Below are 26,908 nucleotides of genomic sequence, written 5' to 3' on the forward strand. Positions count from 1 at the left end.
CGCATATCCATGCGGCGGTCGTACCTATCGTAACGGGAGAGCGTCGCAAGGTCAAAGAGAAAAGAATCCCCGACAAACCCGGCAAAAAGAAATACCGGAAGAAAAGCCCGGATGCCGTCCGGTTGTGTAACGACGATGTAATGTCGCGCATAAAATTGAAAGAATATCAGGATACCTATGCCGAGGCGATGGCCGGTTATGGCCTGCAACGCGGCATCGACGGATCGGTCGCCCGCCATATTTCCACGCAGGAGTTTTACCGCAACGCCATAGCCGGGCAGAAGAGTTTGCAGAACAACATCGACGCACTGCTCCAGATCGAAGAACAGAAGCGGCAGGCCGTAGAACAGCTGAAGCAACAAGAGCAGGAGGCCCGGACGGATTACGAGCAGACAAAGGCCATGCGTGAACACAAAACCGCCGAGTTGGAAGCGACCGAGCATGAGTTGAAGGCGGTGAAAGGGGAACTGAAAACCGAAAAGCTGAAAAGTGCGGCGGCGGAAGTAGGTTCCAATATCGTGGAGGGTATCGGCTCGCTGGTAGGAACATCGAAAGTCAAAAGGCAGGAGCAGCAGATCGGGGCATTGCGGCAAGAGGTTGCCGCCCACGAGGAAACCATCGAGATCCTGCAAACCCAGATGCAGACCATGCAGACCGACCACAGCCGGCGATTGTTGGAAGTGCAGCGCCAATCACAGCAGACCATCGGAAAACTGCAAGGTGAGATAGATCGGATATACCACTGGCTTCCCGACACGCCCCGGCTTATCAAGTGGGGTGAGTATTGCCGAGCAATAGGATTCTCCGACGGGCAGGCCCGCGATCTCGTAAATATGCGCCCCGTCCGTTTCTCCGGAGAACTCTATTCGCACGAACATTCCCAACACTTTGAAGTCGAGAACTCGGAGGCTCGGCTCATGCGGGATGAAAAAGGCCCCGGAGGGTTTCAACTGTTCATCGACCGGACTCCGATCCTAAGATGGTTCCGGAAAAAAGCAAAAGAATTTCTCGAACGATTAGGAATAGAAATTCCCGAAAAAAGGCATCAGGCTAACACTCCTAAAATGTGGCATTGATAAAATAATGGAATGATATTGCAGATTAAAAATTAATTCGTACATTTGCGACATATTCGTAAATATACGAATTAATTTTTATGTCAAAAAAAGAACTTACATACCAGCAGGAACAGATCGCCCGGATAGCCAAAGCGCTGGGGCATCCGATCCGTGTGGCTATTCTGCAAATGTTGGCAAACCAGACCTGTTGTTATCACGGTGATATGTCTGAAATTTTGCCAGTTGCCAAAAGTACCCTGTCACAACATCTGAACGAATTGAAAGATGCAGGACTGATACAGGGCGAAATAAACCTGCCGTCTGTTAAGTACTGCATCAATAAGGAAAACTGGGCGCTGGCAAAGAAACTGCTCGGCGGTTTCATCGACGAAGTTTCAGCATCACAAGGATGCTGCAAATAGCCTATTTTTTTATTTTTACAATTCGTGTTTTTACGAACTTTTCGCAAATAAACGATTAACATATAAGCCGCATGAAAGATAAGGATTTAAAGAGACTGGTTTACGATAAATATAGCCAAATAGCTGCCCGGAACGAGAAAAGCACCTGTTGCTGTTCCGGTGCGGACAAAACCGAAGTCTATAACATACAGACAGGCGACTACTCCGAACTTAAAGGCTATGAACAGGATGCAGACCTCGGCCTTGGTTGCGGAGTACCGACAAAATTTGCTGGACTGAAACCGGGCGATACGGTTGTGGACTTGGGATCGGGAGCTGGAAACGATTGCTTTGTGGCCCGTGCAGAAGTCGGAGAATCCGGTACAGTTATCGGCGTGGACTTTTCTGAAGCCATGATAGACAAAGCACGGAATAACGCTGCAAAACGCAGTTATTCAAATGTGGAGTTCCGGCAGGGCGATATAGAGGAAATGCCCGTCAACGGCAACTCCGTAGATGTGGTTATAAGCAACTGCGTGCTGAATCTGCTGCCGTCGAAGGATAAAATTTTCCACGAAATATTCCGGGTGCTGAAACCGGGCGGACATTTCTGCATTTCCGACGTGGTTACTATCGGTACGATGCCCGAAACCTTACGCGGAGCTGCCGAAATGTATGTGGGCTGTATCGCTGGGGCCATACCGAAGAACGAATACATGGACAAGATACTGGATGCCGGCTTTGTATCGCTGGATGTGGTTAAGGAAACGCCTATTGAGATACCCGACGAAATCCTGTCCGAATACCTAACCGCCGAAGAAACGGAACAGTTCAAACGCGGTGGCAGTCCGGTTTTCTCCGTTACCGTCGTAGGTACTAAAAGTGAATGCGGTTGTAAAAGCGGATGTTGCTCATGAGAATTCTGATACTCTGTACCGAAAACAGTTGCCGCAGCCAGATGGCGCACGGTTTTCTGAAATCCTTTGATCCAACGCTTGAAGTGTATTCGGCGGGAACAAAAGCCAGCGGTATGTTAAACCCCGGCGCTGTTGAAGTGATGAAAGAGGCAGGTGTAGATATATCCGGTCATACCTCGGATAGTGTCGATAAATACATCGGTCAGACATGGGATTACGTGATAACCGTCTGCGGCGGAGCAAATGAGAGCTGCCCGGCATTTACCGGGAAAGTAAAACACCGGTTACACATAGGTTTTGACGACCCGTCGGATGCTGCCGGGTCGCCGGAGTTCATTCACAGCGAATATATAAGGGTCAGGGATGAGATAAAAGCCCGGTTCCATGAATTATATGTGACAAAACTGAAAGATCATGAGTAGAAAGAAAATGGGGGTATTGGACAGATACCTGACCTTATGGATATTCCTGGCAATGGCCATTGGCGTTGGCATTGGGTATTTTTTCCCGTCGGCCAGCACCTATGTCGATTCTATGTCCAAAGGAACGACTAATATCCCGCTGGCTATCGGCCTTATCCTGATGATGTACCCGCCGTTGGCAAAAGTGGATTACAAGCAACTGCCCAAAGTATTCAAAAACGTAAAGGTACTGACTGTTTCGCTTGTTCTGAATTGGATAATCGGCCCGCTTTTGATGTTCGCCCTTGCGATCATATTCCTGCATGATTACCCGGAATATATGGTCGGCGTAATCCTGATCGGACTGGCGCGGTGTATCGCTATGGTGTTGGTGTGGAACGACCTTGCCGAGGGAAACAGCGAATACGGCGCGGGATTGGTTGCCCTTAACAGCATCTTCCAAGTATTCTTTTACAGTTTCTACGCATGGATTTTTGTTACCAAGCTGCCGCCCCTGTTCGGATTTGAGGGGGCAATAGTGAATATTTCCATCGGAACGATAGCCAAAACAGTCGGTATATACCTTGGCATTCCGTTCCTTATGGGGATTCTCACGCGGTTCATTATGGTAAAATGGAAAAGCGAACAGTGGTACAAAGAGAAATTCATCCCGAAAATATCCCCGATAACGCTGATTGCGCTGCTGTTTACCATTATACTTATGTTTAGCCTGAAAGGGGAACTTATCGTGCAGATCCCGCTGGATGTGGTACGCATAGCCATTCCTTTGCTGATCTATTTTGTGGTTATGTTCTTCTTCAGCTTCTTTATCGGCAAATGGATGGGAACCTCATACGATAAAAATACCTCGATTGCGTTCACGGCCACAGGTAACAATTTCGAACTTGCCATAGCGGTAGGCATCGGCGTTTTCGGACTGCACAGCGGACAGGCTTTTGCCGGAGTGGTTGGCCCGCTGGTCGAGGTTCCGGTACTTATACTTCTTGTCAATATCGCTTTTTGGCTCAGGAAGAAATACTATCATAAATCAATTAATAGCTGACAACATGAGAAAAATTCTATTCCTTACCGTCATTGCCTTGGTTTCATTAACCGCTTGCGGCCAGAACCGCAGCAACAGGACTAATGCCGATGAATCGGCATCTGTCCATATGACCGCACAAATCGACCAGGCCGATGTAGTGAATGTGTATTACTTTCACGGGAAACAACGCTGCAAGACCTGTATCGCAGTGGGCGATGTGAGCGAGAAAACCATCAAAGATGCCTATGCGAACAATCCCAATGTGAAGTTCACCGAGGTTAAAACCCACGAAGAACAAAACAAGGCGTTGGTCGAAAAATATCAGGTAACGTGGAACGCATTGATTATCGCCAAAGGCGACAACAGCATTGAGATCACACAACAGGCGTTCGCTAATGCTATCAACAGCCCCGAAAAACTTACCGACCTTATCAAAACCGAGGTAGATAAAAGGCTGCAATAGGCTATGATGGAGTATTTGCAGAATCTTGCTGACGGTTCAAGCTGGCCGATACTGACCGCGTTCCTGCTCGGTCTTATGACGGCTATCAGTCCGTGCCCACTTGCGACGAACATCACGGCAACGGCCTACCTGAGCAAAGATATAGGCAACAAACGACGGGTGTTGTTCAACGGTGTATTCTACACGCTCGGCAGAATGTTCACTTATACCGCTCTCGGCATGATCTTTTACTTCGGGGCAAGCCAGTTCCGGATTGCAAAGCTGTTGCAGGGAGTGGGCGGCATGTGGCTCGGTATTGCGCTGGTCGTGATCGGGGTGCTGATGCTCGACGTTATTAGGCTGGGGGGAATCAGCACCGGCAAGCTGGCGGAGAAACTCGGCAATAAAAAGGGAAAGAAAACCTATCTCGATGCCTTTTTGCTCGGCCTGTTGTTCGCGCTAGCCTTTTGCCCCTACAGCGGAGTGCTGTACTTCGGCGGCCTTATTCCCATGACGATAGCGTCGCCGTCCGGATTACTTCTGCCGCCCGTGTTCGCCATAGCTACCGGATTGCCAGTTATCATCATTGCATGGCTGTTAGCTTACAGTGTCGGCAACGTGGGGAAGTTCTACAATAAGATGAACGTCTTTCAGAAATGGTTCAAGCGAATAATCGCCGCCGTCTTTATCGTGGTCGGTGCGTACTACATAATCATAAACATCTAACAATTAAGAATATGGAAATTTTAGTATTAGGTCCCGGTTGCCGCAAGTGTGTAACAACCTACGATGCGATTAAAAAAGTGATCGACGAAACCGGTGCGGATGCAACCGTTCGCAAGATCGACGATATTATGGAGATTATGAAGTTTAACGTAATGACTACCCCTGCGATAGTCGTGGATGGAGAAGTGAAGATAAAAGGCTATGTTCCATCCGACACGGAAATCCGCAAATTGTTAGGTGTGTAGTATGGAAACGAAAAGGGAACTAAAAATCCTCGTCTGGATGACTGTCATATTTTCAGCGGTATTCTTTATGCCGTTGGGAAGCGAACGTTTTATGACGGCCATAAACGCGATGCTCGACCTGTCAAAGTGGTACGCACAAGAACACATCGTGATGTGCCTGCTCCCGGCGTTTTTCATTGCCGGAGTTATAGCGGTATTCGTCAGTCAGGGGGCCGTGATGAAATACTTCGGGGCGAATGCGAAAAAGTGGTTGTCTTATACGGTTGCCGCTGTGTCCGGGGCTATATTGGCCGTGTGTTCTTGTACGATACTTCCACTGTTTACGAGCATCTACAAACGCGGCGCAGGGTTAGGCCCGGCAATCGCGTTCCTTTATTCCGGCCCGGCGATCAGCATACTGTCGATTATCCTCACGTGGCGCATACTCGGTACTGAAATGGGTGTTGCCCGGATGATCGGGGCTATCGCGTTCTCGGTAATTATCGGCCTTATTATGTCGTTCATTTTCCGCAAAGAGGAAAAGGCGAAGAAAGAGGAACAGATGAATTTCGAGGCCCCGCCAGTGAAACGACCGATGCGGCAGACGATGTTCCACTTCTTTGTATTGGTGTTTATCCTTGTGTTCGCTAATTGGGGTGCACCGGCTCCGGACGACACTACAAGCCTCTGGTATTACATCTTCACTTACAAATGGTATATAACCGGGATACTGTCGCTCGGACTGGCCTACTCTCTTATCGCCATACTGAAGATAAAATGGCTGTGGGTTGTGGCCGGGGTTATCGCTACGGCAGGCTCGGCGGTGCTGGCAAATATGCTTATCCCGACCCCGAAACTTATACCGCTTGTTCCTATGGTAGTCGGTATCGCATCGCTGTCGCTTATGACCTTGCTCGACAAACGCGATCCGGAAAACCGCGAATGGACGCTATCGGCTTGGGGTTTTGCAAAACAGATAATGCCCCTGCTTGCTATCGGCGTGGTTACGGCAGGCTTCCTGCTCGGCTCGACGCATGACGATACGGCGATTGCCGGAATTATCCCGAACTCTTGGATTGAATGGGCGGTAGGCGGAAACTCCCTGCTGTCGAACTTCTTTGCCAGCTTTACGGGTGCGTTCATGTACTTTGCCACGCTGACCGAAGTGCCGATTATTCAGGGATTGCTTGCGTCCGGCATGGGTAAAGGCCCTGCATTGGCCTTACTTCTCGCCGGGCCGTCGCTCTCCCTGCCGAATATGCTCGTTATCCGTGGCGTTATGGGAACGAAGAAAACAATTATCTATGTTTCGCTCGTTATCGTAATGGCGACAATCTCCGGATTTGTGTACGGAACTATTTTTTAGAAAAAATTTGGGTGACAATGGAAAGTGCCCAAATTTTGCCCAAAACCATCAAGATAAAAGCCTCAATAATTTGATTTTCAAATTATTGAGGCTTTCCAAAAGTACCCGGAGCCGGGATCGAACCGGCACGGATTGCTCCACTGGTGTTTGAGACCAGCGCGTCTACCTATTCCGCCATCCGGGCAAGATGTGTTTCGAGAGTGCAAATATAGCGCTTTATTCCTTATCTGCAAACCGTTTTCGGGAAAATGCCGCCGGAATGCGTAAAGGATTGCGTTTATTCGTGGCTGGTTCCGTTATTTGCCATTGATGTCCCGCAGGCGGATCGCCGTGATGACTTTTTTCGTATACTGCGGGAAATCGCCGTTCATCATCCACGAGTAATAACTCGGTTCCGTTCGGAACACTTCCGACACGGACCTGCCTTTGTGCTTGCCGAAATTGAACACTTCGACTCCCTTGTCGTTGTATACGATACGTCCGGCATAGTCGACGTTTTGGTCGCGGCACGAAAATTCGGCCAGAAAACCGATGTCGTTTTTCAGGTCGTCGGGGTAACGGTCGAGCTGGGCTTGCAACACTTCCAGGGTGGCCAGCGTATCGGCTTCGGCCGAGTGGGCTTCGGTCAGGTCTTTCTGGCAGTAGAATTTGTATGCGGCGACCAGCGTGCGTTGTTCCATCTTGTGGAAAATGTTCTGCACGTCGATGAAACGGCGTTTTTTCAGGTCGACGTCTATACCGGCTCGCAGGAACTCTTCGACCAGCACCGGGATGTCGAACTTGTTGGAATTGTATCCGGCCAAGTCGCATCCTTCGATGTAGCTCCACAGCGATTTGGCGATCATCTGGAAAGTCGGACAGTCGGCTACGTCCTGGTCGTAGATATGGTGGATGGCCGATGCCGCTTCGGGAATGTGCATCTCCGGGTTCAGCCGGCGGGTTTTGGTCTCCTGGCTGCCGTCGGGCATTACTTTTGCGAGCGATATTTCGACGATCCGGTCTTTGGCAGGATCGACTCCGGTCGTTTCGAGGTCGAAGAAGACGATCGGATTTTTCAGATTCAGTTTCATGGGGTGCGCGTTGTTTTCCGTGTCTCAGGTACGTATATAATACGGCACGGACTTTCCTGCGGGTACGCCGCGGGGGGATGTCCGTGCCGCAGATTCGGTTATGCGTTGATCATCATCGGCATCAGCAGCATCAGCGTGTCGGTGGCCGGCGCTTCGTCGTAAATGGGTTTGAACACTCCGGCGCGGGTCGAGTCAGCCAGCTCCAGCACGACGTTTTGCGTATCGATATTCGCCAGAATCTCGACGAGGAAAGTCGATTTGAAACCGATCGAGATAGCCTCTCCTTCGTACTCGCAGGCCAGCGATTCTTGGGCCGATACCGAAAAGTCCAGGTCCTGCGCCGTCAGGTTGATCGTGCTCGATTCGATGTCCATCTTGATCAGGTTCGTAGATTGGTTCGAGCAGACGGCCACGCGGCGGATGCCGTTGAGCAGCTCGACGCGGTCGACCCGCACGTGATTCGGGTTGTTGCTCGGGATGACGGCGTTGTAGTTCGGGTAGTTGCCTTCGATCAGCCGGCAGATCAGCGTATGGCTTTTCAGCCGGAACGTCACGTTTTTGTCGTCGAATTCCATGCGGATACTTTCGTCTTCTTTACCCAGCATACTGCGCAGCAGGTTGGCCGGTTTTTTCGGCAGGATGAACGAGGCGGCGATTTCGGTTTCGATCGGCGATACGTATTTGACGAGCTTGTGCGCGTCGGTCGCCACGAACGTAATGCTCTGCGATTCGATGTTGATGTAGACGCCGTTCATCACCGGACGCAGTTCGTCGTCGGCCGTCGCGAAGATCGTTTTGTTGATGCCCGTAAGCAACATGTCCGCGTCGGCGTCGAGTTCCCGGCGGGATTCCGGATTCAGTTCCGGCAGGTTCGGATAGCTCAGCCCCGAAGTGCCGGGAATGGTCAGCTTACCGGTTTTCCAGCTTACCTGGATCTCCCAGGTCGATTCGTTGGCTTCGATCGTCAGCGGCTGTTCCGAGAACTCTTTCAGCGAGTCGAGCATCAGTTTTACCGGGACGGCGATCAGTCCTTCTTCTTCCATATTGTCCACTTTCAGCGATCCGATCAGCGTGGTTTCCAGATCCGAAGCGGTGATTTTGAGGACGCCTTCCTTCAGGTCGAACAGGAAGTTGTCCAGAATGGGCAGCGTGTTTTTGTTGCTGACGACTTTACTCGAGGTTTGCAGCACGTTCAGCAGCGCGGTAGAAGATACGACGAATTTCATATGTTATACATTTTAGTGTTTTATATGCATTTGAACCAAATTCCAACTTCAAAGATAATTCAAAAAATTACAATCCGGCCAGCTTTTCGAGGGACATTTTGATCATCTTATCAACAAAAGGCCGGTAGTCGGTGTCCATTTCGAGGGCAACTCGCTGTGCGATAACCGTGCAGATCGTGGCGGCATCGTGCCCCAGCAGCAGCGACAGTCCGGCCAGCGCCGAACCTTCCATTTCGAAATTGGTAAAGCGTCGTCCCCGGTATTCGAACGATTCGATCTTGCCGTTGAGCGACGGATCGGCCGGCGAGAGCCGCAGGAAGCGGCCCTGCGGGGCATAAAACCCGGGGGCCGAGATCGTCATGCCTTCGACCGTCCGGTCGGCGAACAGTTCGGCCAGCCGATCCGAGCAACGGACGAAATAGGGGGCGGTCAGCAAGCGGCTCCAACCGGTGTGCTCGACGAAGTCCTGTTCCATTTCGAGATCGCAGACCGCGTTGCGCCCTTTGTAAAAATTTAGCAGCCCGTCGAAGCCGGCCGAGATGCGCGACAGCACCAGGTCGCCGATCCTCAGTTCGGGCTGGATGCCGCCGCAGGTTCCGAGCCGCACGAGTGTCAGCCGCGTTTTTTCAGCCTTTTCGGTACGGGTCTCGAAGTCGATATTCGCCAGCGCGTCCAGTTCGTTGACGACGATGTCGATGTTGTCGGTGCCGATGCCGGTAGACTGTACGGTCATCCGTTTGCCGAAACACTCTCCGGTCACCGCAACGAATTCGCGGTTTTCCGCACGGCATTCTACCGAGTCGAAGTATGCGGCGACCTGCTCTACCCGTCCCGGATCGCCGACGAGGATCACGGTATCGGCCAACTGGCCCGGTTTCAAATGCAGGTGGAAGATCGAGCCGTCGCCGTTGATAATCAATTCCGAGGGGGCGATAATACGCATGGTTTTCAGGTTTTGGATTTTTATTATTGCTATAAAAGTAATTAATTTGCGTTAAATTTCATAGGTTATGACACTGATAAAATCAATTTCCGGAATACGGGGGACGATCGGCGGACAGCCGGGCGACAACCTGACGCCGATCGATCTGGCGAAGTTTACGTCGGCCTACGCCCAGTGGCTGAAAGAGACCAGCGGTGATAAGAGACTGACGGTCGTGGTCGGTCGCGACGCGCGGCTGTCGGGTGAAATGGCGGCTTCGATCGTCGAAGGGACGCTGTGCGGTTGCGGTATCGACGTGATCGATATCGGTCTGGCTACGACGCCGACCGTCGAAGTGGCCGTGACGGGCCGTAGGGCCGACGGCGGGATTATTCTGACGGCCAGCCACAACCCGAAACAGTGGAATGCGCTGAAGTTGCTCAATGCGCGCGGCGAATTTCTGAACGATGCCGAAGGCAAGCGGGTGCTCGCTATCGCCGCATCGGACGGTTATACGTTCCCGGACGTGGATCGCATCGGACACGTGCTCGATCGCACAAGTTACGATAAGACGCATATCGATCGGGTGCTCGCCCTGAAGTTGGTCGACCGGGACGCGATCCGCGCCGCCCGTTTCAAAGTGGTCGTCGATGCGGTCAATTCGGTCGGCGGCGTGGTGATCCCCGCGTTGCTCCGGGAACTGGGCGTCGAGGTGGTGGAACTGAACTGCGCTCCGGACGGGCATTTCGCGCACAATCCGGAGCCTATTCCGGCGAACCTGACGGAGATTTCGGCGCGCGTGCCGGCCGAAAAAGCCGATCTGGGGATCGTGGTCGATCCGGATGTCGACCGCCTGGCGCTGGTGTGCGAGGACGGGACGATGTTCGGCGAGGAGTATACGCTGGTCGCCGTGGCCGATTACGTGCTGTCGCATACGAAAGGGGCTACCGTGTCGAACCTGAGTTCGTCGCGGGCTTTGCGCGACGTGACCGAACGGCACGGCTGTCGGTATTACGCCGCTGCGGTCGGCGAAGTGAACGTCGTGACGAAGATGAAAGAGGTCGGCGCGGTGATCGGCGGCGAGGGCAACGGCGGGGTGATCTATCCCGAAATCCATTACGGACGCGATGCGTTGGTCGGCGTGGCGCTGTTTCTGACGCATCTCGCCCGCAAAGGGATGAGCGCGTCGGCTCTGCGCGCCACCTATCCGCCGTATTACATTTCGAAGAATAAAATCGAACTGACGCCCGAGATCGACGTGGACGACGTGCTCCGCCGGATGAAAGCGAAATATGCGCACGAACAGGTCAACGATATCGACGGCGTGAAGATCGACTTCCCGACCGAGTGGGTACACCTGCGTAAATCCAATACCGAACCGATCATCCGCATTTACAGCGAGAGTCGCGACGAGGCGGCGGCCGATGCGTTGGCCGAAAAGATCATCGCCGATATCCGTTCGGTGATCGCCGGCTGACCGGCGGAACCGTTCCCGTATCGAAAAAGCCCCGTTCCGGATTCCGGAGCGGGGCTTTTCTTACTAAATTTGGAAACAAAACAGGTAATTTTTAGGTTAGAGTACGGTACATGCATTAAGTTCCGGCTCCGGGTGTTCGGATCTGTATCGGAAAATATCCATAACCGTGCCGTGTTTTTTAATAAGTCGGTTGCTCCGTTGGGCGTAGGCGTCGATATTTCATACTTCCGGCGACTTTTCGTGCGATCGATCCGCCGTGTTTTGATTTGTGCGCAAAGCGTATTATATTCGTCGTATGATAACCGATTTCCGACTGAAAGTTTTCCGGGCCGTGGCCGAAAGGCTCAGCTTTACCCGTGCGGCGGACGAGCTGTTCGTCACGCAGCCGGCCGTGACTAAACATATCAACGAACTGGAGAAGCAGCTCGGCGTGCCGCTTTTCGTCCGACGGCGCAATGCCGTCGCGCTGACGCCGCAGGGCGAGTTGCTGCTGGGCTATGTCCGCCGATTGCTGGCGTTGTATGCCGAACTGAACGACGCGTTCGCCGGGGACGGCGAGACGTTCGGCGGTGAATTGGCGGTCGGAGCCAGTACGACCATTTCGCAATACGTTCTTCCGGCCATTCTGTCCCGTTTCAAAAAACGTTATCCGGAAGTCCGCCTGACGCTGTGCAACGGCAATACCGAACTGATCGAGCGGATGGTGGCCGATGAAAAGCTCGATTTCGGGGTGATCGAGGGCAATGCCGGAAATCCGCAACTGCATTACGAGACGTTTATGGAGGACGAGCTGGTGCTCGTGACCGCTTCGTCGAACCGTTCGTTGCGGCAGGAGGAGATTGCGGCCGCCGATCTGAAGAAACTGCCGCTGGTGATCCGCGAAACGGGATCGGGGACGCTCGACGTCGTCGAACGGGCGCTCGCTTCGCGCGGAATTTCGTTGCGGACGCTGCCGGTCGAGATGCAGTTGGACAGCACCGAGAGCATCAAGCACTACCTCTACGGGTCGGATGCCGTCGCCTCGTTTCGGTGCAGGCCGTGTTCGAGGAATTGCGGCACAACCTGCTGCGGGTGATCGAGATCGCCGACCTGTCGGTGGTGCGCCGTTTCAGTTTCGTGATGCGGCACGGCCGCAATAGCCGCATTTGCGAGTTGTTCAAACAGTTCTGTATCAATTATTATAACCAAAAGTTATAGGAGAGCACTTTTCGTGATTGGCTTTGAACGGATCGGCGGTCTATTTTTGCGGCGTAATTCAAAAGATGAAACGACGTATGCAAACACGATCCGCCCGAAAAACCGCTGTTCTGAAAGCCTGTTTTATTCTTTGTATCGCCCTTTGCGCGACTCCGTACGTATCCGCTCCGATCGCTCTGGTCGGCGGTTTTTTATTCTCCTTGTTTTGGGGGCATCCTTTCGCCAAACTGAACCATAAGGCCACCGGACTGCTGCTGAAAGTTTCGGTCGTGGGGCTCGGCTTCGGCATGAACGTCCACAGCGCGTTGCAAGTCGGTCGCGAAGGGCTCGAACTGACGGTCGTTTCGATCGCGTTGCTGTTAACGCTCGGTTATTTCGTCGGCCGCTGGCTGCGGATGCCGCGCAAATCGTCGCACCTGGTAGCTTCCGGGACGGCTATCTGCGGCGGCAGCGCGATTGCGGCGGTGGCTCCTGCCGTGGACGCTTCGGAGAAGGAAATTTCGGTGTCGCTCGGCGTAGTGTTCCTGCTCAATTCGGTGGCGTTGATCCTGTTCCCGGCGATCGGACATCTGCTGGGGTTGACGCAGCACCAGTTCGGAATGTGGAGCGCCATCGCCATTCACGATACCAGTTCGGTGGTCGGCGCGGCGTCCGCCTACGGCAGCGAAGCGCTCGAAGTGGCCACGACCGTGAAACTGGCGCGGGCGCTGTGGATCATTCCGGTATCGCTGCTGTCCGCCCTGCTGTTCCGCAGCAAGGGGAAGAAGATCTCGATTCCGTGGTTCATCGGGTTCTTTATCCTGGCGATGTTGGCCAATAGCTACCTGCCGTTCGTCGACGATTTCAATACGGCCGTTGTGACCGTGTCGAAGGCCGCGCTGGTCGTGACGCTGTTCCTGATCGGCGCAGGGCTTTCGGTTTCGAAAATCCGCGAGGTCGGTTTCAAACCGTTGTTGCTCGGCGTCACGTTGTGGGTCGCGATTTCGGTGCTGTCGCTGGTGGCGATCTGCCATCTGTAGACCCCCGTTCCTATTTTCGGAAACCGTTGCGGATTGTCCCCGATATTTTTTATCTTTATCCCGACCTCTTAAATGCAGACTTATGGATAAAGCGAAAGCGTATATCGACGAACACAAGGAGCGTTTCGTCGGGGAGCTGTTCGAACTGTTGCGGATTCCGTCCGTCAGTGCGCAGAGCGTGCATGCGCCCGACGTGGTGCGTTGTGCCGAATTGTTGGCCGGATTGCTGGTGCGTTCCGGAGCCGACCGCGCCGAAGTGATGCCCACTGAAGGAAATCCGATCGTTTACGCCGAGAAAATCGTCGATCCGGCGGCTAAGACCGTGCTGGTCTACGGCCATTACGACGTGATGCCGGTCGATCCGCCCGACCGGTGGGAGACCGATCCGTTCGAACCGGTCGTCCGCGACGGCCGGATCCGGGCGCGCGGCGCCGACGACGACAAGGGACAACTTTATATGCATGTCAAGGCGCTGGAAACCATGTTGCAGACCGGCACGCTCGCGTGCAATGTGAAATTTATGATCGAAGGCGAAGAGGAGATCGGTTCGGGCAGCATCGCCCGATGGTGCGGCCTGCACCGGGAGTTGTTGAGAGCCGACATCATTTTGGTTTCGGATACCAGCTTGCTGTCGTGGAAGGTGCCGTCGATCACCTGCGGCCTGCGCGGTCTGTGTTACGTTGAGGTCGAAGTGACGGGGCCGAACCGCGACCTGCATTCCGGTCTGTACGGCGGAGCGGTAGCCAATCCGATCAATGTGCTCTCCGGGATGATCGCTTCGCTGATCGATGCCGAAGGGCGCATTACGATTCCCGGCTTTTACGACGGCATCCGTGAGCTTGCTCCGCAAGAGCATCGGGAGTTTGCCGCCGCGCCGTTTTGCGAGGCGGCCTATTGCAAGTCGCTCGGTATTCTCGAAACGCAGGGCGAAAAAGGATATACGACGCTGGAACGCACCGGGATCCGGCCGTCGCTCGACGTGAACGGCATCTGGGGGGCTATACCGGCGAAGGGGCCAAAACGGTGATTCCGTCTTCGGCGTATGCGAAGATCTCGATGCGATTGGTTCCCGGCCAGGATTTTCATAAAATAGGGGAGCTGTTCGCGGCTTATTTTCGGGACATCGCCCCGCGCAGCGTGAAAGTGCGGGTCAAAGTGCTGCACGGCGGCGCTCCGTACGTGTCGCCGACCGATCTGCCGGCTTACCGGGCTGCTTCGGCGGCGTTCGAGCAGACTTTCGGCCGCAAGCCGGTTCCGTTCTATTCGGGCGGCAGCATCCCTGTAATCAGCGTTTTCGAAAAGGAACTCGGCGTAAAGTCCATCCTGATGGGATTCGGACTGGACGAGGATGCGATCCACTCGCCGAACGAAAGTTATCCGCTGGCCAATTTCTACCGGGGGATCGAAACGATCGTTCGTTTTTACGCGAATTACACCGCGATGGAAACAGCATAATTTCCTTCGCGGCTTTAACCTGTTGTTTGTTTATAAGAAGAAATACGCGACGCAAAACAGAGCCAGGACACACAAACGTCCGATCGTCTCATATTTTCTTTTATACTTATGCAACACTAAAGATATAACCAACGATATAACCGATACGACAAGCGCTATCAATGCCAAATTATAATTTTTCCCAAGGGGATTTCCAATATATAGATAGAGAGCTAAGATAATAAATACCCATATCCCTGTTTGTATCGGCACTTTTTTCAAGACGGTTTATTTTTGGCGGTTAACGGCGGCGGCGCAATGATGTCGGGTCATTTGTTGATGGATGATATAGAAGATGAATAAAGATAATTATTACCTACTATATCAAAGCACAAAAGGCGGCATTTATTAAATGCCGCCTTTTAGGCGTTGTTTCTTCCTGCATTTCACATGCAATTCGGAGATAAAGAGCCGGATAATTAAGCTTCGGCTACCACTTCGAATTTAACGGTTGCGCTGATGCCTTTGTAAAGCTTCACGGCGGCTTCGTAAGCGCCGATCGTCTTCACGGGGTCTACGCTGATGCTCTTGCGGTCTACGGCGATCCCTTTTTCGTTCAGGGCTTCGGCCACGTTCGCTGCGGTTACCGAACCGAAAATGCGTCCTTCCTCGGCTTTGGCGGTGATGGTCAACGCGATCTCTGCCAGCTTGGCTGCCAGCGCTTCGGCGTCGGCGATCAGCTTGGCCTCTTTGTGCGCCTGCTGTTTCAGATTTTCGGCCAACACCTTGCGGGCGGAAGCGTCGCGCTTTTGGCGTATCCCTGCGGGATCAGGTAATTATTGGCGTAACCGGGGCGAACTTCCACGATGTCGTTGGCATAACCCAAGTTCTCGACGTCTTTGATAAGAATTACTTGCATGATATTTCCTCCGGTTTTAGATTATTTAAACATATCGGTAACGAAAGGCAGCAGAGCCAGGTGGCGTGCACGCTTTACGGCGGTGGCTACCTTTTTCTGGAATTTCTGCGAAGTTCCGGTCAGGCGGCGGGGCAGGATTTTGCCCTGTTCGTTGAGGAACTTTTTCAGGAATTCGGCGTCTTTGTAATCGACGTATTTGATGCCGGATTTTTTGAAACGGCAGTATTTTTTCTTTTTGACCTCTACGGTAGGAGGGTTCAGGTATCTGATTTCGGATTGATTCTGTGCCATGACTTGTTATTCCTGTTTTGATTTGTATTTGTTTCTGCGTTTTTCTGCGTACTCAACGGCGTATTTATCCATTTTGAAAGTCAGGAAACGGATCACGCGTTCGTCGCGGCGATACTGAGTTTCGAGGATGTCGACGATATCGCCTTCCGCTTCGAACTCGATCAGGAAGTAAAAGCCGGTGGTCTTTTTCTGGATCGGGTAGGCGAGTTTCTTGAGTCCCCACTCTTCGCCGCTTACGATCCGACCGCCGTTCTCGGTGATGACACCCTGGAATTTGCCGAACACCTCTTTGGTCTGAACGTCAGACAGCACCGGCGTGGCAATGAAAACGGTTTCGTAATGATTCATAACGATTTGATTTAATTTGTTTTGTGAAAATGTGCCGCAAAGGTAATAAAAAACAGGGAAATCCCAATGCTGTCCGCCGTTTTTTATGGTTTTTGCCGTTTAATTGTCTTTCAGCAGGCGGTCGATCGCCGCGCTGGCGCTGGAAATCCCGACCGGGGCATAGCGGGTGACGATCCTGCCGCTGCGGTCCATCAGCAGGTGGGACGGGAACATATAAAAGTCGCAAACCGTACTGAAGACAGTCGCCGAAGCGAAGTCGAACAGGAAACATTCGCCGGGGATTTTACCCTCGCCGACCATTTCGACCCACCTCTCCCGGGGCGACCATACCGCCAGGGTAACGAATACGACCTCTTTCCCTTCGTATTTTTTTTGCAGTTCGGTCAGCTCCGACATTTGGGCGATGCAGGGAGAGCACCACGTGCCCCAGACGTCGATGTAGACTACTTTCCCGGCATACCGGGAGCGAAGCAGGCCGAAAATGTCTTTTCCTGAGACGGTGTCGACCGTGCCGCCCTGTTTATCGAAATAGCAGATCTCTTTCAGGGGCGTTTCCGGGAACCGGATGTCCGTTCGCTCCCGTTCCGCCCGTACTGCCCGTACCGTCCGGTCGGAAAAATAGGGCGATTCGAAAAAGGAAGCGGGTTCCGTATCGGGTATGTCCGGGGCGCCTTGTTCCTGCAGCGTTTGGGCTACCAGTTGGAAAGTCATAAAGTCCCGGCGCGGAGAAGCGGGTTGCGTGCCGGCGAAGCGCGCGATCCGCTCCCACGGGGTGAGCGCCTTGTTTTCGGGACGGTCCGAAAAGAGGCCGAAACCGCGTTGCGCGTAATCCGTCAGAAAAGCCTGAGCGCCGGAAAAAGTCAGGCTTTGCAGATCGTTCGAAGCGATCTGGGACAGAAAGGGAAAATCTATTTGGTAGAAGCCCAGCGTCTCTCGGAGCTGGATATACACTCGTGCCGGAATGGTTTGCCGGGCCCACTCTTTCGCTGCTTTGGATAATTTGGCGCGCGCGCTGTAACGGGCCAGCGAATCTTGCATTTGCGCCGTTTTTTCCGGATACAGCCCGTAGGCGGACGAATCCCGGGGGAACCGGATCGTTTCCGACAGTTGCGACAGGTATTTTTCGCACGCGTTGATCTGGGCGTTCAGCGAACCCTGTTTGCCGCCGAAGACGAATCCCGTGTCGTCGTTGCCGCAGATTTTGCCGAAATCCAGCGTCAGCGATGCCGAATCCCCCGGGGCGGAGAGCAGGACGGCGTGGTGGGTGTCCATCCGGGCGCCGACGCCGATGCGGATGTCTTGGCGCCACGGCATTTCCCGTTTCAGGGTGAAGCTCGTGTCGCTGTCTATGAAAAAGGCTTGTTTGCCGTCCGTGCAGGGCGAATAAAGCGCATTGAGCGGGTCCCGGTAGCAGGTCGGGTCGTGGAAATCGACGGTAAGGACGCCGGTCGGATTCGTTCCCGTGTTGATGATTTTCAGATGCAGGGTCGACAGGGAGCGGGAGGTGTCGGAGGCCCGGAGCGTGCAGGAAATGCTGCCGGCAATCATTGCCAGGGCGATCAGTTGTAAACGTTTCATGGCGGCGAGTTTTAAAAGGGCGATTATAGACTGTATATTCAAAATTAAAGACTTTTTGTGGTATTTCCAAGGAGGGCGGACTTTTTATCCGGTGAAATTTACTGAGAAGATTCCCGGCGGCGGCGATCCGTTTTTCAGAGTTTCTTTTTACCTTTGTAAAATTGAAATTAATTTAAACCGCAGATAGCGCTATGTCAGAATTTATTTATCAGGAGCCTTTTCCGATTTCGGAGGATACCACCGAGTATCGCCTGCTCACCAAAGATTATGTCAAGACGGTCGAATGCGACGGCCGCAAAATCCTGAAGATCGACCCGAAAGGACTGGAACTGCTTTCGCGCGAGGCGTTCGCCGACGTATCGTTCTACCTCAGGCTTCGCACCTGCAGAAACTGGCCGATATCCTGAACGATCCGGAGGCCACCGATAACGATAAATTCGTCGCTTATACGATGTTGCTGAATCAGGCGGTGTCGGCCGAGGGCGAATTGCCTACCTGCCAGGATACCGGCACGGCGATCGTGATCGGGAAGAAAGGCGAGGACGTATATACGGGCGCGAACGATGCCGAAGCCTTGTCGAAAGGCGTTTACGAAACGTATCGCGACCGCAACCTGCGCTATTCGCAGGTGGTGCCGTTCACGATGACCGAAGAGAAAAATTCGGGGACGAACCTGCCGGCGCAGATCGACTTGTACGCGACGCAGGGCAACAAATACAGCTTCCTGTTCATCACCAAAGGGGGCGGATCGGCGAATAAGACGTTCCTGTACCAGCAGACCAAGGCGCTGCTGAACGAGGAGTCGCTGACCAAATTCATTCGGACGCACATTATGGACCTCGGTACGTCGGCCTGTCCGCCGTACCACCTCGCGCTGGTGATCGGCGGTACGTCGGCCGAAGCGAACCTGGCGACCGTCAAGAAAGCGTCGGCCGGTTACCTGGATCACCTGCCCACTTCGGGCAACGAAGGGGGGCGCGCGTTCCGCGACCTGGAATGGGAAGAAAAGGTGCTGAAGATCTGCCGCGAGAGCGGCGTGGGCGCTCAGTTCGGCGGTAAATACCTCGTACACGACGTGCGGGTGATCCGCCTGCCGCGCCATGCGGCATCGTGTCCGGTAGGCATCGGCGTGAGCTGCAGCGCCGACCGGAACATCAAGGCGAAGATCACCGAAGAGGGGATTTTCCTCGAACAGCTCGAGAAGAATCCGGCCCGCTTCCTGCCGAAGACGGCTCCGGGCATGAAACCCGCCGTTGAGATCGACCTCGACGAGGGCATGGATAAAGTGCGCGAAATCCTGTCCAAATACCCGGTTAAAACGCGCCTGAACCTCAAAGGCACGCTGATCGTGGCCCGCGACATCGCCCATGCCCGCATCAAACAAATGCTCGACGAAGGCAAGCCGATGCCCGAGTATTTCAAGAAACATCCGATTTATTACGCCGGCCCGGCTAAGACGCCGCAGGGAATGGCTTCGGGCAGCTTCGGCCCGACGACCGCAGGCCGTATGGACCCGTACGTCGACCTGTTCCAGGATCGCGGCGGATCGCTGGTGATGGTGGCCAAGGGAAACCGGACGCAGGCCGTGACGGACGCCTGCAAGAAGCACGGCGGGTTCTACCTCGGTTCGATCGGCGGCCCGGCCGCCGTGTTGGCGAAGAACAGCATCAAGAGCGTCGATGTGGTCGATTTCCCGGAACTGGGAATGGAAGCCGTCCGCAAAATCTATGTCGAGAATTTCCCGGCGTTCATCATTGTCGACGACAAAGGCAACGACTTTTTTGCCGAGTTCAAGAAAGACGGCTGCGGGAGCGGACATTGATTGCCGCGCACCGTGTAAATGAAAAGCGGCGCCGTCTCCCGAAAGAGACGGCGCCGCTTGTATAGCGTCTGCCGTTTGATTGCATTTATTCTTCTTCTACCCGTTCGAACCAGGAGATCATGCCTCCGTCCGTATCGGCGTATCGGATGATGTCGAACTTGCGGACGTTGGATGCGGGAATCATGTAACTCCGGAATTTCCCCTTGATCGTTTCTCTGTATAAACCGCGTTCCGGGTCGATAAGGCTGAAATCCGCTTCCCGACCCGGAAATCCGGTCGTGAAGTTACCGGCGGAATCGGATTGGAAAGAGGTGATCAGATCCGGTTCGGGGCCGTCCATATTTAAAAACGAAAAGGTTGAGTCCGAGAGACAATAGACGAATTTCCATGTACGGTTGTCATCCAGGTAGTAGTCTTCCCTGCCGGGGTATTTATAGACGCACACCCAGTATCCCCGGTATCGTTCGATGGTCGAGTCCAATCGGATGATCAGTGTGTCGCGTCCGCGCTGAAGCGCTTCGTCGAACAGCGCGGCGGAACCGTCCCGAATCATATCTTCACGGTACGAATCGAATCTTTTTTGCAGCGAGTCGGGTTCGAACCACCTGTAGGCAGGGGCCTCCCGGTTGTGGTTGATGTAGACGTAAGTCCGGGATAACCCGTAGACGGAATCCTGATCGTAATAGGTTTCGAGAACGGTAATCGAATCGGCCGGGTCGGCCGCATCGTATAGGGCGCCGCCCAATTGAAGGCGAATTGTATCGGCTACGGCCCGCATGTAGGCCGGATTCCTTAGGTCGGTTAGCGTACCCGGGGCGATCCTGTCGCTATCGGTTGCGTCGGTTATCGTATCGATTACTACGGCGATTGGACCGGACGGGGTCGTCCGGGAGTTCCTGTTTCCCGATCCGGTGCAGGCGATCGAAAAGCCCGCGATCAGGAAAATAAAGCATAAATATTTCATAAGTTGGAGTTTTTGAGTTTCAAAGTTACGTAAGATTAAGGATAAAACGGCGTTCGCGAAGGTCTGTTTCTATGAATGCCGGATACTAAAGCGGGATTCGGACGCGTTTCTAAAACACGGCCGGGACAAGAATGTCAGTACCCGTTGCGGGTTTTGATTAAAAACAGTTATTTTTGCGGTTAAATTGATCCGATAGCAATATGTTACGTTTGATGAAGCATCTGTTTTGGGCGGCGGCTTTCCTGTTCGTTTCGGTGGCCGCTTTTGCTCAGAAAGTCGAGTTCGAGGCGAATGCGCCGGCCGTCGTGGCCGTCGGGGAGGCTTTCCGCATCGAGTTTTCGCTCAATGCCAAGCCCGAGGAGTTCGTGCCGCCGACGTTCGACGGATTCGACGTAGTGGCCGGGCCGACCCTGTCGGAAGGCACTTCGGTGTCGATCGTCAACGGCAACGTGACCAAGACTTCGTCTTTTACCTACACTTATGTCATTCAGGCTTCGTCGGTCGGCAAGGCTTCGATTTCGGCGGCGTCGGTCAGGGTGGACGGGAAGAGCTACGGGACGCAGCCGTTGACGATCGAGGTGATCGCCGACGAAGCTTCGGCCCGGCCGGGCGCCGGCGGAGGCGAAAAGCAGGCGGGGGAGGCGCGGTCGGCGAAGCTGGGGGCCGACGATTTGCTGGTGCGGGTTGCGGTCAATCGCAACAACGTATTCAAAGGACAGCCGATCCGGGCCACATTCAAAATTTATACGCGGGTGCAGTTGGGAGGATTGGATAATGTTAAGTATCCGGCATTCAATGGTTTCTGGGTGCAGGATCTCGATGTGCAGGGATACGGCTGGCAGCGGGAGACGTTGAACGGGAAAGTGTACGACGCCAAGATTATCCGGGAAGTGCTGCTCTATCCGCAGCAGGCCGGGCTGTTGCACATCGAGCAGTTCAGCCTGAATGCCGTCGCGCAGATCGTTATGCAGACCTCGCCGCGCGGGCAGTCGTTGTTCGACGACTTTTTCGGAGGCGGGCAAACGGTGCAGGAGGTGCGGAAAAACCTGTCGACCGCGCCGGTAGCGATTACGGTCAAGGATTTCCCCGCGGGGGCTCCCGCTTCGTTCAACGGAGCGGTCGGACAGTTCCAGATGAGCGGTGGGATCGACAAGAAAACGATGTCGGCCAATGCGTCCGACAATTTTACCCTGAAGATATCCGGCAGCGGCAACTTGCCGCTGATCCAGGCTCCGACGGTCGAAATGCCTACGTCGTTCGAGCAATACAACAAGAAGACGACCGAGAGCCTCGCGCACAATGCGAACGGAATTACCGGTTACCGCCAGTTCGAATACCCGTTCATCCCGCGCGCAGAGGGTAGCTATACGATCAATCCGGTGGAATTCAGTTATTTCGATCCGGATGCGGCCAAGTATGTGACGCTGAATACTTCGTCGTTCAACATCGAGGTGCGTCCCGATTCGACCGGCGGAGGCGGGGTGTCGGGGATCGTCAGCGGAATCAATAAGGAGGATCTGAAGATTCTGGACAAGGATATCCGTTTCATCCGTATCGGCGATCCGTGTTTGACGCGGCGCGGGAACCTACTGTTCGGCAGTACGGCCTATTTTGCGGCGCTGGCGCTGATCCTGCTCGTTTTCGCCGGAGGATATCTTTATCTGAAAAAACGCCTGAGCGAGATGCAGAATACCGTGCTGGTGCGTAACCGGAAAGCGAACAAAGTGGCGTTGCAGCGTTTGCGGGCCGCCTTCCAGCACATGAACGCAGGGAGTGAAAAAGCGTTTTACGAAGAGATGCTGAAGGCGTTGTGGGGTTACATGAGCGATAAGCTGAACATTCCGGTCGCCAACCTGACGAAAGACAATATCCGCGAGGAATTGCTCAAGCGCAACGTTTCGGCCGAATTGACCGGGCAGTTTATCGATACGATCACCCACTGCGAGTATGCGCAGTATTCGCCGTCGTCCTCGGGGCGGATGAGCGAACTTTACGGCTCTGCGGCGGGGATTCTTTCCAAATTGGAATCGGTAATTAAAAAGTAACATGCATAAGATGAAAAAGATCATTCTGATCGTATTTCCGCTGGTTGCGCTGTGTTGCGGCACGGTTGTCGCGCAGGCGGATGCCGATAAAATCTGGGACGATGCCAATACGGCGTATATCAATGCCGATTACGTAGCCGCCATCGACGGTTATGAAAAGCTGCTCGATTCGGGACTCGAAAGCGACCGGCTTTACCTGAATCTCGGGAACGCCTATTTCAAACGCGGTATGAACGGCAAGGCGATCCTGAACTATAACCGGGCGCTGAAACTCGCGCCTTCCGACGACGATATCCGTTACAACCTGTCGATCGCCAACGCTTATGTGCAGGACAAGATCGATGCGGTTCCCGTTTTTTTCGCGAAGCGTTGGCTGATCGGATTGGGGAACAGCCTGAGCAGTAACGCGTGGGCGGCATTGAGCCTGCTCTTTTTCGCGCTGACGCTCGTCGGACTCGGCGCTTACCTGCTGCTGCGCCGCGTCGCGCTGCAGAAGGCCGGGTTCTACGGGGCTTTGGTTTCCGTCGCGGCGTTCGCGCTGGCGGTCGTTTATGCGGCCGTCGGGCGCAGCCAGCGCATCCATCCCGCAGAGGCGATCGTGATGAGTACGGCGGCTCCGGTCAAGAGTTCGCCCGATCCGCAGAGCAAGGATATTTTCGTATTGCACGAGGGAACGAAGGTGGCGGTCGGCGATTCGCTGGGCGACTGGCGTGAAATACGTATCGCCGACGGTAACAAGGGCTGGGTTCAGGTTTCGGCCATCGAAATGATCGATTAGCGGGGATATGTCGAAATTACTGGACGACGTGGTGAGCGAGCTGTCGCGGTTGCCGGGCGTAGGCCGGCGTACCGCGATGCGCCTGGCGATGCACATGCTGCGGATGGAAGAGCATGACGTGATGTTGATGACGCAGGCGATGGCCCGTTTCCGTTCCGATATTCGCTATTGTTCCCGATGCAACAACCTCTCCGACGGCGATGTCTGCGAAATATGCTCCGATGCGACGCGCGACCGGTCGACGGTCTGTGTGGTCGAACAGGTCAAAGACGTGCTTTCGATCGAAAATACGCGGCAGTATAACGGTCTGTATCACGTTTTGGGGGGCGTCATTTCGCCGATGCAGGGGATCGGTCCGTCCGACCTGAAGATCGACCTGCTGCTCGACCATCTGGCGAGCGGGGATGTCAGGGAGGTGATCCTTGCACTGAGTACGACGGTCGAAGGAGAGACCACTTCTTTTTATATATCGAGACGGCTGCAAGCGTGCGAAGGAGTCCGTCTGACTTCGATCGCTCGCGGGATCGGGTTCGGGGACGAGTTGGATTATGCCGACGACCTGACCATTGCCCATGCGCTGCATAACCGCCGGCCGCTGTAATCTTTCTGCGGCGTTTTTTCATTTCTTCAGTCCGATGAAACCGGGCGTTCGCTCCGGAGGTTTTCCGGGGAGTTCCATTTGTCGTGGTTTGCGTCGTTCGGAATGTTGCGGACGGCTCGGTAAATGGTATTTGCGATTTCTTTACGGCCGGATTTCCGGTTAGCATCCCGAACTGTCGGAATGTCCGTGACAGGCCGGCATGTCAGAATGACCGGGGCGGTCGAAGCGTTTTTCGCCGGGTATGATAAAAAGAGAAGCACTTACGCAATACGTAAGTGCTTCTCTTTCATTGTCGGGGTACCGGGATTCGAACCCGGGACCTCCAACTCCCGAAGCTGGCGCGCTAACCGGACTGCGCTACACCCCGCGACAAATCGAGCGCAAATATAGTAATTATTCGTTATGTGCCAAAGAAATATTCCGTTTTATTTTGCGATTGTCCGGAAAAAGAGGATGCGATTTTTTTTTGTTTCATTTAAAGTATTGGTACGTAGTTTGTTGTCGTTCGCTTTCTAATATCGAAAAAAAGTGAAAAAAATGATCTTTCAGTTGATGGAGCCGGTGGAATTTGATATTTTTGAAAAAAGTTTTATAAATTTGCACACGTGGCAGAAAGTTTGAAGTAAGTATGTGAAAATAAGATACAACATTGGACGAGGTTTGGAGCCTGCCACCTTGGAATATAACGGGGATGGATTTGAAGTTCGATGATTTTATGGTTAAATAATTTTAAGAAAAAAATTTTACTATTAAAACAGATTGATTATGAAAAGATTTTTCATTGCAGTGGCGTTGACGGTCGCATGTGCGCCGGCTTTTGCTCAGGAGGTAGTCGGACTTCAGGAAGCCCAGACCCGCAGAGGCCCCTACCTGACCAATCGTTTGTTCGACAACATTTTTATCAGTGTTGCGGGAGGTATCAATATTTATGAAGGAGAGAATGACAGTTACGGCGGTAAGCGCCTTGCGCCGGCCCTGGACGTGGCTGTCGGTAAATGGGTCACTCCGAGCGTGGGACTGCGTTTGCAGTATTCGGGCCTGAAAGCTTACGGCTGGACGAACGCCCGTACCATGTACGCGGTCGCATCGGAATCTGCCGATTCGAGGGGAATGTTCCGTGAAAAGTTCAACGTATCGAACTTGCACGGCGACGTAATGTGGAACATCTCCAACGCGATCGGCGGTTATAAGGAAACCCGTACCTGGAATTTCGTACCTTATGTCGGTTTCGGTTGGGCCCGTTCGTTCGGAAACCACGCCTATAACAACGAGTTCGCCTTCACGTACGGTTTGCTGAACAACATCCGTCTGGGCGGTCTGGTAGACCTGAACCTCGAAGTGAAGCAGATGGTCGTTAACCAGCGTTTCGACGGCGTCGTTCGCGGCAGCAAGGGCGAAGGAATGACGACCATTACGGCCGGTCTGACCTTTAAGTTGAACCGTCGCGGCTTCAGCCGTCCGATCGTTCCGGTTCCGGTAGACCTGACTCCGTACAACAACAAGATCGCTTCGCTGGAAGGAGATCTGGCCGATGCGCAGGCCAATGCGAAACGTCTGGCCGACGAACTGGCAGCCGAAAAGAACAAAGTGAAAACGACGCCTGCTCCGGCTCCCGAAATCGAGGCCCGATCATGGGTACGTTCTTCAATATCGGCAGCTACACCCTGTCTGCGAAAGAGATCATGAACCTGGGTTATGTAGCCAAATTCATGAAGGCTTATCCGGACAAGAAGTTCAAGATCGTGGGTTATGCCGACAGCGCTACCGGTTCTGCAAAACGCAACCAGTACCTGAGCCAACAGCGAGCCGAAGCCGTTTACAAAGTGCTCGTCGACCGTCTGGGCGTGAAAGCTTCCCAGTTGGAGATCGTAGCGAAGGGCGGTACCAACGAATTCCCGGAAATTCCGTTGAATCGCGTGGCTATCGTGGACGCCGACTGATAAAAGACAAATCATTAACGATAACCGGAATGGCCCGTTCATTCCGGTTATTTTTGTTTTTTGTCGGGATATCGGAATACGGCTCCCGTTTCTTTCTGAAACAAATATGCCGGCATATCGTGTTTCGGATGTCGGATTCTTTCCTGAAATCAATGTAGGAGGATCGGTATTTCAAAAGTTAAAAACTAGCTTCGTTCGTTACGCGGTCGGTTTTTCTGACTTTTTAATGAATTTGTTTTGAAAATCGAACGTTTTGTTTTATATTCATATCTTGGAAAGATTTCTTGATCTTGATCTTGCGGTTGTAAATGGGCAGATGTCCGAAACTCAAATGTCGGTTTATCATGAAGCGCAGGCGCGGATTGACAAAAAAGTGATTTTTTCTAAAGGTAAATTTGAAATGAATCTTCGGTCGGGGAGTGAAGTCGGGATTTCCGACAGGTTATTCGATCACTTCAAAACTTGTATGGACGCCCAGAATCGAAATTTAGCCGAGGCTCAATCGGATGGTTTAATTCCTGTTGAGGTTTCGCCTAATGTAGTTCGATTCATTGATCCGAATGCTCCGATCTTGTTAGGAATGACAAAAGGAGGGGGGGGAAATTCCGGAAGGGGGAACGACGAACGTGGATTTTTTTTGGAGCGGTTGTGATATTTATATTTCTAATGAAATGTTAAAAAATTTGTCTGATTGTGC

At 53.3% G+C, this 26,908-nt stretch carries 26 protein-coding genes, 2 tRNA genes and 3 pseudogenes; 21 read left to right on the forward strand and 10 right to left on the reverse strand.

Annotation, left to right across the window (positions count from 1 at the left end; genetic code table 11):
* The 9 genes from DW082_RS09505 to DW082_RS09545 form a co-directional block, all read left to right on the forward strand.
* On the forward strand, window positions 1-1,076 hold a 1,076-nt coding region (locus DW082_RS09505), incomplete at its 5' end, for a recombinase (RefSeq protein WP_118458378.1).
* A gap of 80 nt (window positions 1,077-1,156) precedes the next feature.
* Complete coding sequence (locus tag DW082_RS09510; RefSeq protein WP_118458380.1) at window positions 1,157-1,480, forward strand: helix-turn-helix transcriptional regulator; 324 nt, start codon at window positions 1,157-1,159, stop codon at window positions 1,478-1,480.
* A gap of 71 nt (window positions 1,481-1,551) precedes the next feature.
* The gene (gene arsM / locus DW082_RS09515; protein ID WP_118458382.1) at window positions 1,552-2,376 is read left to right on the forward strand and encodes an arsenite methyltransferase; all 825 of its coding nucleotides are present in this window, start codon (window positions 1,552-1,554) and stop codon (window positions 2,374-2,376) included.
* The gene (locus tag DW082_RS09520; RefSeq protein ID WP_118458384.1) at window positions 2,373-2,798 is read left to right on the forward strand and encodes an arsenate reductase ArsC; all 426 of its coding nucleotides are present in this window, start codon (window positions 2,373-2,375) and stop codon (window positions 2,796-2,798) included. Before arsM ends, DW082_RS09520 begins: the two co-directional genes overlap by 4 nt.
* Window positions 2,791-3,840: an ACR3 family arsenite efflux transporter gene (arsB, locus tag DW082_RS09525; protein WP_118458386.1), complete on the forward strand. Its 1,050-nt coding sequence runs from the start codon at window positions 2,791-2,793 to the stop codon at window positions 3,838-3,840. Before DW082_RS09520 ends, arsB begins: the two co-directional genes overlap by 8 nt.
* Before the next feature lie 4 nt (window positions 3,841-3,844).
* Complete coding sequence (locus DW082_RS09530) at window positions 3,845-4,285, forward strand: nitrophenyl compound nitroreductase subunit ArsF family protein (protein ID WP_118458388.1); 441 nt, start codon at window positions 3,845-3,847, stop codon at window positions 4,283-4,285.
* 6 nt (window positions 4,286-4,291) lie between these two features.
* Window positions 4,292-4,990: an aromatic aminobenezylarsenical efflux permease ArsG family transporter gene (locus tag DW082_RS09535; RefSeq protein WP_118458456.1), complete on the forward strand. Its 699-nt coding sequence runs from the start codon at window positions 4,292-4,294 to the stop codon at window positions 4,988-4,990.
* A gap of 11 nt (window positions 4,991-5,001) precedes the next feature.
* Window positions 5,002-5,235 (forward strand): thioredoxin family protein, encoded by a 234-nt coding sequence (locus DW082_RS09540; protein ID WP_118458390.1) that lies wholly within the window; start codon window positions 5,002-5,004, stop codon window positions 5,233-5,235.
* Window position 5,236: 1 nt separating this feature from the next.
* A complete protein-coding gene (locus tag DW082_RS09545) occupies window positions 5,237-6,580 on the forward strand; it encodes a permease (RefSeq protein ID WP_118458392.1) in 1,344 nt (447 codons plus the stop codon).
* A 102-nt stretch (window positions 6,581-6,682) separates the two neighbouring features.
* Here the strand turns inward: DW082_RS09545 and DW082_RS09550 are convergent.
* From DW082_RS09550 to DW082_RS09565, 4 genes are all read right to left on the reverse strand, one after another.
* A tRNA-Leu gene (locus DW082_RS09550) sits at window positions 6,683-6,764 on the reverse strand.
* A 112-nt stretch (window positions 6,765-6,876) separates the two neighbouring features.
* A complete protein-coding gene (locus tag DW082_RS09555) occupies window positions 6,877-7,650 on the reverse strand; it encodes a 3'-5' exonuclease (protein ID WP_055201897.1) in 774 nt (257 codons plus the stop codon).
* A 98-nt stretch (window positions 7,651-7,748) separates the two neighbouring features.
* Window positions 7,749-8,876, reverse strand: a complete 1,128-nt coding sequence (gene dnaN, locus DW082_RS09560; protein WP_101571251.1) for a DNA polymerase III subunit beta — start codon at window positions 8,874-8,876, stop codon at window positions 7,749-7,751.
* 67 nt (window positions 8,877-8,943) lie between these two features.
* Window positions 8,944-9,819, reverse strand: a complete 876-nt coding sequence (locus DW082_RS09565; protein ID WP_118458394.1) for a nucleoside phosphorylase — start codon at window positions 9,817-9,819, stop codon at window positions 8,944-8,946.
* 67 nt (window positions 9,820-9,886) lie between these two features.
* On the opposite strand from DW082_RS09565, the gene glmM reads away from it, so the two are divergent.
* From glmM to DW082_RS09585, 5 genes and pseudogenes are all read left to right on the forward strand, one after another.
* Window positions 9,887-11,275 (forward strand): phosphoglucosamine mutase, encoded by a 1,389-nt coding sequence (glmM, locus tag DW082_RS09570; protein ID WP_101571249.1) that lies wholly within the window; start codon window positions 9,887-9,889, stop codon window positions 11,273-11,275.
* Window positions 11,276-11,570: 295 nt separating this feature from the next.
* Window positions 11,571-12,350 carry a LysR substrate-binding domain-containing protein gene (locus DW082_RS09575; RefSeq protein WP_259335584.1) on the forward strand — a complete coding sequence of 260 codons (780 nt, stop codon included), beginning with the start codon at window positions 11,571-11,573 and terminating at the stop codon, window positions 12,348-12,350.
* On the forward strand, window positions 12,314-12,472 hold the full coding sequence (locus DW082_RS15090) for a hypothetical protein (protein ID WP_259335585.1): 159 nt from the start codon (window positions 12,314-12,316) through the stop codon (window positions 12,470-12,472). The genes DW082_RS09575 and DW082_RS15090 overlap by 37 nt, the downstream gene beginning before the upstream one ends.
* A gap of 77 nt (window positions 12,473-12,549) precedes the next feature.
* Complete coding sequence (locus DW082_RS09580) at window positions 12,550-13,491, forward strand: YeiH family protein (RefSeq protein WP_118458458.1); 942 nt, start codon at window positions 12,550-12,552, stop codon at window positions 13,489-13,491.
* 82 nt (window positions 13,492-13,573) lie between these two features.
* Window positions 13,574-14,946, forward strand: a pseudogene (locus DW082_RS09585) (dipeptidase).
* A gap of 458 nt (window positions 14,947-15,404) precedes the next feature.
* On the opposite strand, the pseudogene rplI reads toward DW082_RS09585, so the two are convergent.
* The 4 genes and pseudogenes from rplI to DW082_RS09605 form a co-directional block, all read right to left on the reverse strand.
* Window positions 15,405-15,844, reverse strand: a pseudogene (gene rplI, locus DW082_RS09590) (50S ribosomal protein L9).
* A gap of 21 nt (window positions 15,845-15,865) precedes the next feature.
* On the reverse strand, window positions 15,866-16,135 hold the full coding sequence (gene rpsR / locus DW082_RS09595) for a 30S ribosomal protein S18 (protein WP_101571240.1): 270 nt from the start codon (window positions 16,133-16,135) through the stop codon (window positions 15,866-15,868).
* 6 nt (window positions 16,136-16,141) lie between these two features.
* Window positions 16,142-16,483, reverse strand: a complete 342-nt coding sequence (gene rpsF / locus DW082_RS09600; RefSeq protein WP_055201877.1) for a 30S ribosomal protein S6 — start codon at window positions 16,481-16,483, stop codon at window positions 16,142-16,144.
* A gap of 99 nt (window positions 16,484-16,582) precedes the next feature.
* Window positions 16,583-18,061 carry a TlpA disulfide reductase family protein gene (locus DW082_RS09605; protein ID WP_118458396.1) on the reverse strand — a complete coding sequence of 493 codons (1,479 nt, stop codon included), beginning with the start codon at window positions 18,059-18,061 and terminating at the stop codon, window positions 16,583-16,585.
* Between the two features lie 191 nt (window positions 18,062-18,252).
* Between DW082_RS09605 and DW082_RS09615 the strand changes: the two are divergent.
* Window positions 18,253-19,883: pseudogene (locus DW082_RS09615) on the forward strand (fumarate hydratase).
* 85 nt (window positions 19,884-19,968) lie between these two features.
* Here DW082_RS09615 and DW082_RS09620 read toward each other — a convergent pair.
* On the reverse strand, window positions 19,969-20,847 hold the full coding sequence (locus tag DW082_RS09620) for a hypothetical protein (protein ID WP_118458399.1): 879 nt from the start codon (window positions 20,845-20,847) through the stop codon (window positions 19,969-19,971).
* Between the two features lie 212 nt (window positions 20,848-21,059).
* On the opposite strand from DW082_RS09620, the gene DW082_RS09625 reads away from it, so the two are divergent.
* The 3 genes from DW082_RS09625 to recR are packed head-to-tail and all read left to right on the forward strand — an operon-like array spanning window position 21,060 to window position 24,271.
* Window positions 21,060-22,892: a BatD family protein gene (locus tag DW082_RS09625; protein ID WP_118458401.1), complete on the forward strand. Its 1,833-nt coding sequence runs from the start codon at window positions 21,060-21,062 to the stop codon at window positions 22,890-22,892.
* 10 nt (window positions 22,893-22,902) lie between these two features.
* Window positions 22,903-23,670, forward strand: a complete 768-nt coding sequence (locus DW082_RS09630; RefSeq protein ID WP_101571627.1) for a tetratricopeptide repeat protein — start codon at window positions 22,903-22,905, stop codon at window positions 23,668-23,670.
* A gap of 7 nt (window positions 23,671-23,677) precedes the next feature.
* Window positions 23,678-24,271: a recombination mediator RecR gene (gene recR, locus DW082_RS09635; RefSeq protein ID WP_101571228.1), complete on the forward strand. Its 594-nt coding sequence runs from the start codon at window positions 23,678-23,680 to the stop codon at window positions 24,269-24,271.
* Window positions 24,272-24,563: 292 nt separating this feature from the next.
* On the opposite strand, the gene DW082_RS09645 is transcribed toward recR, so the two are convergent.
* A tRNA-Pro gene (locus DW082_RS09645) sits at window positions 24,564-24,638 on the reverse strand.
* A 398-nt stretch (window positions 24,639-25,036) separates the two neighbouring features.
* Here DW082_RS09645 and DW082_RS09650 point away from each other — a divergent pair.
* The 3 genes from DW082_RS09650 (at window position 25,037) to DW082_RS09655 (ending at window position 26,863) form a co-directional block, all read left to right on the forward strand.
* A complete protein-coding gene (locus tag DW082_RS09650; protein ID WP_259335586.1) occupies window positions 25,037-25,957 on the forward strand; it encodes a hypothetical protein in 921 nt (306 codons plus the stop codon).
* Window positions 25,903-26,211 (forward strand): OmpA family protein, encoded by a 309-nt coding sequence (locus DW082_RS15095; RefSeq protein ID WP_259335587.1) that lies wholly within the window; start codon window positions 25,903-25,905, stop codon window positions 26,209-26,211. Before DW082_RS09650 ends, DW082_RS15095 begins: the two co-directional genes overlap by 55 nt.
* 253 nt (window positions 26,212-26,464) lie before the next feature.
* Window positions 26,465-26,863 (forward strand): hypothetical protein, encoded by a 399-nt coding sequence (locus DW082_RS09655; protein ID WP_118458403.1) that lies wholly within the window; start codon window positions 26,465-26,467, stop codon window positions 26,861-26,863.
* Window positions 26,864-26,908 lie beyond the last annotated feature (45 nt).

The sequence above is a fragment of the Alistipes sp. AF48-12 genome (assembly GCF_003477565.1).
Lineage (GTDB): Bacteria > Bacteroidota > Bacteroidia > Bacteroidales > Rikenellaceae > Alistipes_A > Alistipes_A hominis.